This is a genomic window from Cellulosimicrobium sp. SJTW-1 (assembly GCF_047716875.1).
Classification (GTDB): Bacteria; Actinomycetota; Actinomycetes; order Actinomycetales; family Cellulomonadaceae; genus Cellulosimicrobium; species Cellulosimicrobium funkei.
On the sequence record NZ_CP136680.1, the window covers coordinates 1,347,354 to 1,359,552 of the forward strand.

Annotated in this window: 11 protein-coding genes; 7 read left to right on the forward strand and 4 right to left on the reverse strand. The window is 75.7% G+C overall.

The features are described from left to right. Window positions 1-118: 118 nt before the first annotated feature. On the reverse strand, window positions 119-391 hold the full coding sequence (locus RSE42_RS06075; protein WP_415298214.1) for a hypothetical protein: 273 nt from the start codon (window positions 389-391) through the stop codon (window positions 119-121). 145 nt (window positions 392-536) lie between these two features. Between RSE42_RS06075 and RSE42_RS06080 the strand changes: the two genes are divergently transcribed. Further along, window positions 537-1,043, forward strand: a complete 507-nt coding sequence (locus tag RSE42_RS06080; RefSeq protein WP_255180758.1) for a hypothetical protein — start codon at window positions 537-539, stop codon at window positions 1,041-1,043. 5 nt (window positions 1,044-1,048) lie between these two features. On the opposite strand, the gene moaA is transcribed toward RSE42_RS06080, so the two are convergent. Next, window positions 1,049-2,155: a GTP 3',8-cyclase MoaA gene (moaA, locus tag RSE42_RS06085; RefSeq protein WP_415298216.1), complete on the reverse strand. Its 1,107-nt coding sequence runs from the start codon at window positions 2,153-2,155 to the stop codon at window positions 1,049-1,051. A 257-nt stretch (window positions 2,156-2,412) separates the two neighbouring features. On the opposite strand from moaA, the gene RSE42_RS06090 reads away from it, so the two are divergent. The 3 genes from RSE42_RS06090 to RSE42_RS06100 are packed head-to-tail and all read left to right on the forward strand — an operon-like array spanning window position 2,413 to window position 7,564. Beyond that, the gene (locus RSE42_RS06090; RefSeq protein WP_415298218.1) at window positions 2,413-3,678 is read left to right on the forward strand and encodes an XdhC family protein; all 1,266 of its coding nucleotides are present in this window, start codon (window positions 2,413-2,415) and stop codon (window positions 3,676-3,678) included. Next, complete coding sequence (locus tag RSE42_RS06095; protein WP_114553787.1) at window positions 3,678-4,547, forward strand: FAD binding domain-containing protein; 870 nt, start codon at window positions 3,678-3,680, stop codon at window positions 4,545-4,547. Before RSE42_RS06090 ends, RSE42_RS06095 begins: the two co-directional genes overlap by 1 nt. After that, the gene (locus tag RSE42_RS06100; protein WP_415298220.1) at window positions 4,544-7,564 is read left to right on the forward strand and encodes a molybdopterin-dependent oxidoreductase; all 3,021 of its coding nucleotides are present in this window, start codon (window positions 4,544-4,546) and stop codon (window positions 7,562-7,564) included. Before RSE42_RS06095 ends, RSE42_RS06100 begins: the two co-directional genes overlap by 4 nt. A gap of 51 nt (window positions 7,565-7,615) precedes the next feature. On the opposite strand, the gene RSE42_RS06105 is transcribed toward RSE42_RS06100, so the two are convergent. Further along, the gene (locus RSE42_RS06105; protein ID WP_415298222.1) at window positions 7,616-8,281 is read right to left on the reverse strand and encodes a nucleotidyltransferase family protein; all 666 of its coding nucleotides are present in this window, start codon (window positions 8,279-8,281) and stop codon (window positions 7,616-7,618) included. 246 nt (window positions 8,282-8,527) lie between these two features. Here RSE42_RS06105 and RSE42_RS06110 point away from each other — a divergent pair, with 246 nt between their 5' ends. Beyond that, window positions 8,528-9,679 carry an SPFH domain-containing protein gene (locus RSE42_RS06110; RefSeq protein WP_171467639.1) on the forward strand — a complete coding sequence of 384 codons (1,152 nt, stop codon included), beginning with the start codon at window positions 8,528-8,530 and terminating at the stop codon, window positions 9,677-9,679. A gap of 2 nt (window positions 9,680-9,681) precedes the next feature. Further along, window positions 9,682-10,758, forward strand: coding sequence for a hypothetical protein (locus RSE42_RS06115; RefSeq protein ID WP_415298224.1), 1,077 nt, complete (start codon window positions 9,682-9,684; stop codon window positions 10,756-10,758). A gap of 5 nt (window positions 10,759-10,763) precedes the next feature. Here RSE42_RS06115 and RSE42_RS06120 read toward each other — a convergent pair whose 3' ends face one another. Continuing rightward, entirely contained in the window at window positions 10,764-11,171 is a 408-nt protein-coding gene (locus RSE42_RS06120) for a winged helix-turn-helix transcriptional regulator (RefSeq protein ID WP_415298225.1), read from the reverse strand. Window positions 11,172-11,314: 143 nt separating this feature from the next. Between RSE42_RS06120 and RSE42_RS06125 the strand changes: the two genes are divergently transcribed. Beyond that, window positions 11,315-12,193, forward strand: a complete 879-nt coding sequence (locus RSE42_RS06125; RefSeq protein WP_171467641.1) for an NAD(P)H-binding protein — start codon at window positions 11,315-11,317, stop codon at window positions 12,191-12,193. Window positions 12,194-12,199 lie beyond the last annotated feature (6 nt).

Below are 12,199 nucleotides of genomic sequence, written 5' to 3' on the forward strand. Positions count from 1 at the left end.
CCGGCCGGAGCCGGGGAGGGGCCACTTCTCGCCTCTCGTGAGTTCCTTCTGATCCGCCGGGCGACGACGATGTCGGGCGGGGACCCGGCCGTGCGGGCCGGGAGGGGGGAGGGTCGGGTCAGCGCTCGGCGGGGCGGTTGTCGAGCAGCATGCCGATGCCGAGGCCGACGGCGGTGCCGAGGACGAGACCGAACCAGCTGAGCACGACGACCCCGACGACGGCGCCGACGGCCGCGCCCAGGACGCTCTTGGTGCCGGCCTTCCAGGAGCCGGACCGCTCGTCGGTGCGGTAGATCGGGAGCGCGGACGCGCTGTTGTCCGGGGTCGTCGAGGACGGGCCGGAGATCGAGGAGGAGGGGCGGTTGGTGGGTGCGGGAGAGATCGTCGTCACGAGATCCATGGTAGGAAGAGACGGCGGCTCTGACCTGGGCTGATGCACCGAGGTGACCGGCTTCACCCTATGATCTGCGCCACCGCTGCCGGTGGGCGACGGTGCCTGCGCGCGTGGAGCGAGGGCTGGTCAGGAGGAGGGTGCCGTGGGCAGCTCGCGGGAGACGTCTCCCGAGCTCGCGGCGCTCGCCGCACGAACAGGCGTCGGCCCGCCCGGGCCGGACGAGGACGAGCACTGGCGCTGGTGGGTGTACTCGAGCGCGGTCGAGGACCCGACCACGTGGAGCGCCCTCTTCCGGCTGGTCTCCGAGGAGCCCGATCCTCACGTGGCGGAGTCCGTCGTCCTCCTGATGGTCGAACGTGTCGACCCGACGGCTGCGACGGAGTGGGTCGACCTCCTGCCGGCGGAGCACCAGGGCCTTCCGCGGGCGCGCCTGCGGGACGTCGTGCTTCGCGACCGAGTGCTCGCAGGGCACGACCTCGCGGTCGACGACGTCACGGGATGGACACGCTGGCTCCAGCGTGAGGTCGCAGGGTCGTCGGAGTCTCAGGAGGTGCTGTCGGTGCTCGAAGCGTCGGGCGCGACGAGGCGGATCCGTGGACTGGCACGCGAGCGGATGATCGCGCTGCGCCGTCGCGACGTAGGGCGCTGAGAACCTCAGCCGCCGATCGCCCCCATGCTGCGGGTCGTCGCCGCGAAGGCGTCGGCGGCGAGCGTCGGGGCGTCGCTGCCGTGCGCGAGCGGCTTGCGCCACATCGCGCCCTGCCACGCGCGGGCGAGGGCGTCGTCGCGCTCGTCCTCGTCGAGGTCGTCCGAGCGCAGGATCGCGCGCAGGTCGGTCTCGTCGTCGCCGAACAGGCACGAGCGCACGGTGCCCTCGGCGGTGAGCCGGGTGCGGTCGCACGCGCCGCAGAACGAACGCGTGACGGAGGCGATGACGCCGACCGTCTGGGGTCCGCCGTCCACGAGCCACTCCTCGGCGGGCGCCGACGGGTCGTCGCGCCCGACCTCGAGCAGGTCGAAGCGGGTGCCCAGCACGCCCAGGAGGTCCGTCGCGGAGACGAGGTCGTCGCGCGTCCAGCGGCCGTCGGCGTCGAGCGGCATCTGCTCGATGAACCGCAGGTGGCAGCCGTGCTCGACCGCCCACGCGAGGAGGTCGGCAGCGCCCGCCAGCGTCTCGGGCATGAGGACGGCGTTGAGCTTCACCGGGGCGAGGCCGGCGTCGAGCGCGGCGCGGATCCCGGCGAGCACGTCGGGGAGGCGGTCGCGCCGGGTGAGGCGCGCGAAGTGCGCGCGGTCGACCGAGTCGAGGGAGATGTTCACGCGGTCGAGCCCGGCGTCGACGAGCCCGCGGACGCGCTTGTCGAGGCCGATCGCGTTGGTCGTCAGCGAGAGGGACACGTCCGGCGCGGCGGCGCGCGCGGCGCGCAGGATGTCGGCGAGGTCGTTCCGCAGGAGCGGCTCGCCGCCGGTGAACCGGACGTCGGTGATGCCGAGCCGCTCCACCGCGACCCGCACGACCCGGCCGATCTCGTCGGGCGTGAGCAGGTCCTCGCGGGGGATCGCGGGCAGCCCTCCGGCGGGCATGCAGTACGTGCACCGCAGCGAGCACTTCTCGGTGATGGAGATGCGCAGGTCGCGCGCCACGCGGCCGTACCGGTCGACGAGCGCGTCGGTCGCCGGGCGGGCCGGGTCCAGGTCGTCCGGGGCGCCGGAGGGCACGGCGGGCCGCACCCTGGGCATCCCGAGCGAGACGGCGGTCATGGGCCGATCGTAGTCGTCCCTCCCGCCAGGACGGTGACCTGCGCCTCACCGCGTGCTAGCGTGGAGTCCGTCGAGCGGAAGACGGGTTCCGCTGGACGGAATGTCCCCTCGACGTGCGAGGGGCGTCGACGGGCGGATTCAAGCCCTGCGACCGGGAGCGTCACAGCCGACGCCGGCCCGGGTGCGCAGGGGACTCACCGCAAGGGTTCACTGGAAGGACGCCGGTACGCCGGCACCCTGGCGGAAGCGAGGCCACGATGCTCCACATCGTCGACCGGCTCGCCCCCTGGCTCGGTCCGGGGCAGCCGCCCTTCGCCGTGGCGACCGTGGTCGCCGCGTCGGGGTCCGTGCCGCGCCCGGTCGGCACCGCGATGGCGGTCCGCGCCGACGGCGCCGTGCTCGGCAGCCTCTCCGGCGGGTGCGTCGAGGGTGCCGTCCACGCCGCGGCGCTCGACGCGATCGCGTCCGGCACGAGCCACCGCGAGACGTTCGGGTACAGCGACGACGACGCGTTCGCCGTCGGGCTGAGCTGCGGCGGGACGCTCGACGTCCACGTCCAGCCCGTGCTCCCGGACGACGACGCGACGCGCGCCCTGCACGCGCTCGCTGCGCGAGCCGAGCCCGCCCCGCCCGTGGCGCTCGTCCGCCGCATCGACGGCGGCGCGCGCACGGCCGTCGTCGTGAACGACCCGGGCGCCACCGACGAGGCAGCGGTCGCCCGGGCGCTGCGCGGCCTCGTCGGGGCCGACAGCCTGGCCGCCGCCGCGGCGCAGGTCGTGGCGGTGCTGCGCGCGGGCGGCACGGCGACCGTGCACGCGGCGCACGGCGGCCCGGGCGCGTCGCCGTCGGCGGGGCGCGCCGCCGCACCGGCTCCGGCAGGAACAGGAGCCGGCGACGCGTGCGACGCGGCCGAGCCCGTCACGCTGCTCGTCGAGACGCGGCTGCCCGCGCCGCGGTTCCTCGTGTGCGGGGCCAACGACTTCGCGGGCGCGCTCGTGCGGCACGTCCGGCTCCTCGGCTACCGCGTGACGCTCGTCGACGCGCGCGAGGTGTTCGCCGACCCGCGCCGCTTCCCCGAGGCGGAGGTCGTCGTCGAGTGGCCCGACCGCTACCTCGCCGCCGAGGCCGCCGCGGGCCGGCTCGACGCGCGGACCGCCGTCGCCGTCCTCACGCACGACGCGAAGTTCGACGTGCCGCTCCTGCGGCTCGCGCTGGACCTGCCGCTCGCGTACGTCGGCGCGATGGGCTCGCGCCGCTCGCACGTCCAGCGCGTCGCCGCGCTGCGTGCCGAGGGCGTGGGCGAGGCCGCGCTCGCGCGCCTGCGGTCGCCCATCGGGCTCGACCTCGGCGCCGTCACGCCGGAGGAGGTCGCCGTCTCCATCACCGCGGAGCTCGTCGCCGCCCGGCACGGGCGCTCCGCCGTCGTCCCGCTCAGCAGCAGCTCGGGCCCGCTCCACGCGGAGCCCGCCGCACGACCGGACGGTGCACCGACGCACCGCCCCCACCCCGAGGAGGCCCCCTGATGGACCTGGGCACCGTCACCGACCTCGTCCCGACCGCCGACCCCGCCGACTGGCGCGAGGGCGACGCGTGGCTCGCGGGCGGGACCGTCCTGTTCTCCTACGGCAGCGAGACGCTCCGGCGCCTGCTCGACCTGACGAGCGCGGGGTGGCCCGCGCTGACCGTCACCGACGAGGGCCTCGAGATCGCCGCGACGTGCACCGTCGCCGAGCTGTGGGCGTTCGAGGAGAGCGCGCAGGCCGTGCCCGTGCGCGACCGGTGGCGCGCGCTGGACCTCGTGCGGCCGTGCTGCGACAGCTTCGTCGCGTCGTTCAAGATCTGGAACACGTCGACGGTCGGAGGCAACGTCTGCACGTCCCTGCCGGCCGGGCCGATGATCTCGCTCACCGCGGCGCTCGACGGCGTCGCGGAGGTCTGGGGGCCGGGCGGCACCCGGCGGGAGCAGCCCGTCGTCGACCTCGTCACGGGCGAGCTGCGCAACACGCTCGCGCCCGGGGAGCTCCTGCGCGCGATCCGTCTGCCGGACCACGCGCTGCGGTCGCGCACGGCGTTCCGCCGCCTGTCGCTGTCGAACCTCGGGCGCTCCGGCGTGCTGCTCGTGGGTCGGGTCGACCCGCCCGACGCCGGGGGCGCCTTCGTCCTCACGGTCACCGCCTCGACGCTCCGGCCCGTGCAGCTCCGTTTCGCGGCGGACGCGCTGCCCACCGCCGCCGACCTCGTCGCCACGCTCGACGCCGCGATCCCCGCCGACCTCTACCACGACGACATCCACGGGCTGCCCGAGTGGCGCCGGGACATGACCTACCGCCTCGGCGAGCAGATCCGCGCGGAGCTCGTCGACGGCACGACCTCGGACGGAGGCCTCCGATGACGACGACGCCCGCCCCGCTCCCGGCCCCGCCGGTGACGATCGACGGCCGCACCGCCCGCACCGAGCCCCGCGCGGGTCAGTGCCTGCGCACGTACCTGCGCGAGCAGGGCGCGCTCGGCGTGAAGAAGGGGTGCGACGGCGGCGACTGCGGCGCCTGCACCGTGCACGTCGACGGCGTCCCGGTGCACTCGTGCGTCTACCCCGCGCGGCGCGCGGTGGGCCACGAGGTGACGACCATCGAGGGGCTCGCGGCGACGTCGTGCCCGGGCGGTGCCGCCGGGGACGAGCCGGCGGGCGCGTGCGACCACGACCCCCACGGCCCGCAGGACGCGCTGCACCCGGTGCAGCAGCAGTTCCTCGACGCGCAGGGCTTCCAGTGCGGGTTCTGCACCGCCGGGATGATCATGACCGCCGCGACGTTCGACGACGCGCAGCGCGAGAACCTGCCGCGCAACCTCAAGGGCAACCTGTGCCGCTGCACGGGGTACCGCGCGATCGAGGACGCGGTCCTGGGGCGCGGCGACACGACCGGGACCGCGCCGGGCACGGGCGAGCGTGCGCCGTCGGGCGGCGACCGGGCCTCTACCTCGCCGGACCAGGGTTCTACCTCGGGGGACCGGGGGTCTACCTCGCCGGACCACGGCTCTACCTCGGGGGACCAGGGCTCTACCTCGGCGGGCCGGGCGTTCGGGCGCGACGTGCCCGCGCCCGCGGGCCGGGGGATCGTCACCGGGACGGTGCGGTACACGCTCGACGTGGACCCGGCCGACTACCCGGGCCCTCTCCACCTCAAGCTCGTGCGGTCGCCGCACGCGCACGCGCGCGTGGTCGCGATCGACACGACGGACGCGCTCGCGGTGCCCGGCGTGCACGCCGTCCTCACGCACGAGGACGCGCCCGCGACGCGGTTCTCGACGGCGCAGCACGAGCTGTTCACCGACGACCCCGACGACACGCGGATCCTCGACGACGTCGTGCGGCACGTCGGCCAGCGGGTCGCGGCCGTCGTCGCCGAGACCGTCGCCGCCGCCGAGGAGGGGGTGCGCCGGGTCCGCGTCGAGTACGCGCCGCTGCCCGCCGTCGTCGACCCGGAGGAGGCCATGGCCCCGGGGGCGCCGCTCGTGCACCCCGAGCTCGACGCCGCCGCCGCGCGCGTCTCGCGGCCGGAGGCGAACGTCGTCGCCGAGGTGCACAGCGAGCTCGGCGACGTCGAGCGCGGGCTCGCGGAGGCCGACGTCGTGCACGAGGCCACGTACCGCACGCACCGCGTGCAGCACGCCGCGCTCGAGACGCACTGCGCCGTCGCGTCCCTCGACGACGACGGGCGCCTCGTCGTGCGGTCGTCCACGCAGGTCCCGTTCCTCGCGCGCCGCCACCTGGCGCGCGTCCTCGACCTCGACCCGGAGCGCGTGCGCGTGCACTGCGAGCGCGTCGGCGGCGGGTTCGGCGGCAAGCAGGAGGTGCTCACGGAGGACGTCGTCGCGCTCGCGACGCTGCGGCTCGGCCGGCCCGTGCAGCTCGAGCTCACGCGCCGCGAGCAGTTCGTCGGCACGACGACGCGCCACCCGTTCCGCATCCGCGTGCGCGCGGGCGCGCGCCGCGACGGCACTCTCACGGCGCTGCACCTCGACGTCCTCAGCAACACCGGGGCGTACGGGAACCACGGCCCGGGCGTCATGTTCCACGGGTGCGGCGAGTCCCTCGCCGTCTATCGGTGCGGCAACAAGAAGGTCGACGCCCACTGCGTCTACACGAACACCGTGCCCGCGGGCGCGTTCCGCGGGTACGGGCTGTCGCAGATGATCTTCGCGGTCGAGTCCGCGGTCGACGAGCTCGCGCGGCAGCTCGGCATGGACCCGGTCGAGCTGCGGCGCCGCAACGTCGTGCGCGACGGCGACCCCATGCTCTCCACGCACCCGACGCCCGAGGAGGACGTGCTCTACGGCAGCTACGGGCTCGACCAGTGCCTCGACCTGGCCGCCGACGCGCTCGCGCGCGGCCGGGCGCGCGACGTCGTTGCGTACGGCGCGGGCGCCGGGTCGGGGCCGGACGCGCTCCCGGACCTCGGCCCGGAGTGGGGCGTCGGGGAGGGGACGGCGCTGTCCATGATCGACACCGTCCCGCCCCGCGGGCACTACTCCCACGCGCGCGTGCGGCTGCGGCCGGACGGGGTCGTCGAGGCCGAGGTCGGGACCGCCGAGTTCGGCAACGGCACGACGACCGTCCACGCCCAGCTCGTCGCGAGCGCGCTCGGGCAGGACGCCGCCGACGTCGTCGTGCGGCAGTCCGACACCGACCTCGTCGAGCACGACACCGGGGCGTTCGGCTCCACCGGCACGGTCGTCGCGGGCAAGGCGTCGCTCGCCGCCGCGCAGGACCTGGCCGAGGCGGTGCTCAAGGTCGCGGCCGGGGTCGCGGGCGCGGCGCCCGGCGACTGCCGGCTCGTGCCCGGCGGCGTCGACTGCGCCGGGACGGTGCTGCCGCTGGCCGACGTCGCGCGCGCCGCCGACGACGCCGGGATCGCGCTCGTCGCCGAGGGTCGCTGGGGTGGCACCCCGCGCTCGGTCGCGTTCAACGTCCACGGCTTCCGCGTCGCGGTGCACCGCGGGACGGGGGAGATCCGCATCCTCCAGTCCGTCCAGGCCGCCGACGCCGGGGAGGTCGTCAACCCGCGCCAGTGCCGCGGCCAGGTCGAGGGCGGCATCGCGCAGGCCCTCGGCGCGGCGCTCTACGAGAACGTGGTGGTCGACGAGACGGGCCGCGTGACGACCGACATCTTCCGCCAGTACCACCTGCCCACGTTCGCGGACACCCCGCGCAGCGAGGTCTACTTCGCGCGGACGTCGGACACGGTCGGCCCGATGGGCGCGAAGTCGATGAGCGAGAGCCCGTTCAACCCCGTCGCACCCGCGCTCGCCAACGCGATCCGCGCCGCGACGGGCGTGCGGTTCACCGAGCTCCCGCTCGCGCGCGACCGCGTCTACCTGGGCATCAAGGCCGCCGCCTCCACCCGCTGAGTGCGGGAAGCAGTCCCGTCCGACGCCGGTCGGCGCGACTGCTTCCCGCACTCAGCGGGGCGTGGGGTCGTCCAGGAGGTCGAGGTCGGCCGCGGTGTCGAGGTCGCGGCCGTCGCCGGGGTGGTCGACGACGTCGACCAGGTCGGCGTGGGTGCGCAGGAAGTCACGTGCTCCGTGGTCGCCGCGGGCGCTCGCGGCGGCGGGCGCCGCGAGCGTGGCGTCGAGGACGAGCGGGTGCGCCCACCGAGGGCGGTCCGCCCCCGCAGCGTCCTCCGCGGCGCCCCCGGCGAGCCACCGCGACGCGGTCACGCGCCCGGGGCGGTGCGCGGCGAGGAGGCGCGCGACGTCGTCGGGCCCGACGCCGGGCTGGTCCACGTGCGCGACGACGACCCGGGCGGGGGCGCGGCCGAGAGCGGCGGCGACGCCGACGCGCAGGGACGACGCCATCCCGGTGGCCCAGTCGGGGTTGTCGACGACGCGCACCCCGGGCCCGTCGAGCGACGACCCGGCCCGCACGCGCGCGGCCTCGGCACCGAGCACCACGACGACGGCGTCGCACCCGCCCGCGAGCAGGGTCGCCGTCGCGTGCTCGACGAGCGTGCCGCCACGGTGGGGGAGCAGCGCCTTGGGCCCGTGGCCGAGGCGCGTCCCGGCCCCGGCCGCGAGGAGGACGGCGACGGTGGGCGTCGCGGGCGCGGTCGTCGGCGGGGTCGGCACCCGGCCAGGATAGGTGCCGCCGAGCCCGGGGTCGCTCCTCGGGCGGCCTCGTGCGTGGGGAGCCACCGCGGTCCGTCGGGCCGCACGCGACCGCGCGGCGACCCGTCGGTTTTACCAACCCTTGGCGGTTTCATCGGCAGGCTGGGATGCCGCTATGCTCGGCGCGCCGGGGGCGACCGCGGCGGGCCGCGCGCCCGTCGACCAGGCCGCCCGCGGCCGTCCCGCACGACGAGCGAAGGAGTCCGGATGAGCTTCATGGAGAAGCTGCGCGGCCAGCTGATCGACATCGTCGAGTTCCTCGACGAGAGCCGGGACACGATCGTCTGGCGCTTCCCGCGCCAGGGCAACGAGATCAAGAACCAGGCGAAGCTCGTCGTGCGCGAGGGGCAGAGCGCCGTCTTCGTCAGCGAGGGCCGGCTCGCCGACGTGTTCGGGCCGGGCACGTACACGCTCGAGACCAAGAACCTGCCGATCCTGTCGACGCTGCAGGGCTGGAAGCACGGGTTCAACTCCCCGTTCAAGGCGGAGGTCTACTTCGTCACGACGCGCCAGCTCACCGACCTCACGTGGGGCACGCAGAACCCGGTGATCCTGCGCGACCCGGAGCTCGGCGCGGTCCGGCTGCGCGCGTTCGGCACGTACGCCCTGCAGGTCGTCGACCCGGCGGCGCTGCTGCGCCAGCTCGTGGGCACCGACCCGCAGTTCCGCACCGACGAGATCGGCGACTACTTCCGCCGCCTCGTGGTCGGCCAGCTCGGGCCGGCGCTCGCGGAGGCCGGCGTCGCGGCGGTCGACCTCGCCGCGAACCAGGGCCAGATCGCCACGCGCCTCGCGGGCCAGCTCTCGGAGGACCTGTCGGAGTACGGCATCGCCGTCCGGCGCTTCGTCCTCGAGAACGTCTCTTTCCCGCCCGAGGTCGAGGCGGCGCTCGACAAGCGCACCCAGATGGCGGTCGTCGGGAACCTCGACCAGTACACGAGGTTCCAGGCGGCGAACGCGATCGAGACCGCGGCGGGGAACCCCGGCGGAGCGGGCGACGGCCTGGGCCTCGGTGCGGGCATGGGCCTCGGGGCTGCCATGGGGCAGCAGCTCGCGCAGTCCCTCGGGACGCCGTCGGCCCCGCAGACTCCGGCGGCGCCCGCCGGCCCGCCGCCGCTGCCCGCCGCGGAGTCGCCCTGGTACTGGGCCGTGGACGGCGCGCAGGCCGGTCCCGGCACGACGGCGGACCTCGCGGGCCACGTCCGGTCCGGGGCCCTGACGCGCGGTTCGCTCGTCTGGCAGCAGGGCATGGACGCGTGGACGCCCGCCGGGCAGGTCCCGGCGCTCGCGCCGCTGTTCGCCGCGACCCCGCCGCCGCTGCCCCCGACGGGCACCTCCGGCGACCCGGCGGCGGGCTGACGGTGAGCGACATCCCCGGCGAGCTGGTCCGCACGCGCTGCGACGCGTGCGGGTCGCAGCTCGCGTACGCGCCGGGCACGCAGCACCTGCGCTGCGTCGCGTGCGGTGGCACGGTCGACATCGTGCACGCCGCGGGCGACGCCGTCGACGAGCACTCGTTCGACGCGTGGGCCGCGGCCCAGGGCGGCGTGCGTGCCGGTCTCCTCGACGCGCGCACGCTCGTGTGCGACGGCTGCGGCGCGACGACGCAGGGCACGGACCTGTCCGGCGCGTGCCGCTTCTGCGGGGGCCACCTCGTCGTCGCGGCGGAGGCCGACGGGCTCGTGCAGCCGGAGGCGGTCGTGCCGTTCGGCGTCGAGCAGGCGCAGGCGCGCGAGGCGTTCCGGCGGTGGGTGCGCTCGCGCTGGTTCGCGCCCGGCGAGCTGAAGAAGGTGGGCGACACCGAGTCGCTGCACGGCTCGTACGTGCCGCACTGGACGTTCGACGCGCGCACGTCGTCCGCGTACACGGGCCAGCGCGGCGACGCGTACTACGTCACCGTGAAGCAGGGGGACGAGGAGCGCCAGGAGCGGCGCGTGAGCTGGACGTACGTCGCGGGGCACGTCGAGCGCGACTTCGACGACGTGCTCGTGCCCGCGTCCTCCCAGGTTGCCGAGCGCGACCTCGCGCGGCTCGGGCCGTGGCCGCTCGCGCAGGCCGTGCCCTTCCGCGCCGAGTACCTCGCGGGCTTCGCGGCGGCCCGCTACGAGGTCGAGCCGCCCGTCGGGCTCGAGCGGGCGCAGCAGCAGATGGCGCCGGTGATCCGGCGGGACGTCGAGCGCGACATCGGTGGCGACGAGCAGCGGGTGGCGTCGGTCCGCACCGCGTACGCCGACGTGATGTTCAAGCTCGTGCTCCTGCCGCTGTGGGTCGCGACGTACGTCTACGCGGGCAGGCAGTGGCAGGTGATGGTCAACGCGAACACGGGACAGGTGGTCGGGCGGCGCCCCTACAGCGTCGGCAAGATCGTGCTCGCGGTCGTCGCGGGCCTGCTCGTGGTCGCCGCGCTCGTCTGGTGGTACCTGCGCTCGCAGACGTGAGCTGGTCAGTCCCGGCGCGCGTCGTACGCGCGCTGGGACGCCGACACCTCGTCGACCGCGCCCTCGAGGACGTCGATGAGACCCGAGAGGCTGTCCGCGACGCGGCGCCCGAGGTCGGTGAGGGAGTACTCGACGTGGGGCGGGATGCTCGCCCGCACCTCGCGCACGACGATGCCGTCGCGCTCGAGGGTCTGGAGGGTCTGCGCGAGCATCTTCTCGCTGACCCCGTCGATGCGGCGGCGGAGCGCGTTGAAGCGCACCGCGCCGTCGCGCAGGCCGGCGACCGTGAGCACGCCCCAGCGCCCGGTCACCGCCTCGAGCACGTGGCGCGAGGTGCAGCCGCGCTGGAAGACGTCGGCCACCATCGCGTCGGTGGGTCCGGTGTCCTCCGCGGGGCGGGCGTCGGTCGTCATCGCCCCAGGATACGGCGCGCTCGCGCGGAAAGCGCTGTGAGATAGAACGCACTCTCTACTGGTATGCACTTACGAAAAGTAAGCGCATGCTGGTGGTCGTGCGGCCGACCGGCCGCGTACCCCGCACTCGAAGGAGCCCGCGCATGTCCATCGCCGTCACCGGAGCCAGCGGCCACCTCGGCCGCCTCGTCGTCGAGTCCCTCCTCGCCCGCGGGGCCGACGCGTCCCAGGTCGTCGCGCTCGCGCGCACGGCCGCCAAGGTCGCGGACCTCGCCGACCGCGGCGTCGAGGTCCGCGAGGCCGACTACGCACGGCCCGAGACGCTCGGCCCGGCGCTCGCCGGGGTGGACGTCCTCGTGCTCGTCTCCGGCTCCGAGGTGGGGCAGCGCGTCGAGCAGCACCGCAACGTCGTCGACGCCGCGCGGGCCGCCGGGGTCGCGCGCGTCGTCTACACGAGCGCGCCGCACGCGACGACGTCCGCGCTCGTGCTCGCGCCCGAGCACAAGGCGACCGAGGAGCTCCTCGCCGCCTCGGGCCTCGCCACGACGGTCCTGCGCAACAACTGGTACACCGAGAACTACGTCGGCGACGTGCTCGGCGCGCGCGAGTCCGGCGAGATCGTCGCGAGCGTGGGCGACGGCCGCGTCGCGAGCGCGAGCCGCGCGGACTTCGCCGAGGCGGCGGCCGTCGTCGCGCTCGCCGCGCACGAGGACGCGTCCGCGCACGCGGGCGCCGTGTACGAGCTGAGCGGCGACGTCGCGTGGACGTACGACGACCTGGCTGCCGCGGCGGCCGAGGTGCTCGGGCGCCCCGTCGTCTACCGGCGCGTGTCGCCCGACGAGCACCGCGCGCTCCTGCTGGGCGCAGGCCTGGACGAGGGGACGGCGGGGTTCGTCGTCGCGCTGGACGGCAACACCCGCGACGGCCTCCTCGCCGAGGTCACCGAGGACCTGCGCCGGCTCCTGGGCCGCTCGACGACGCCGCTCGTCGACGGCCTGCGGGCCGCCGTCGCGCAGGGCTGAGCCGGG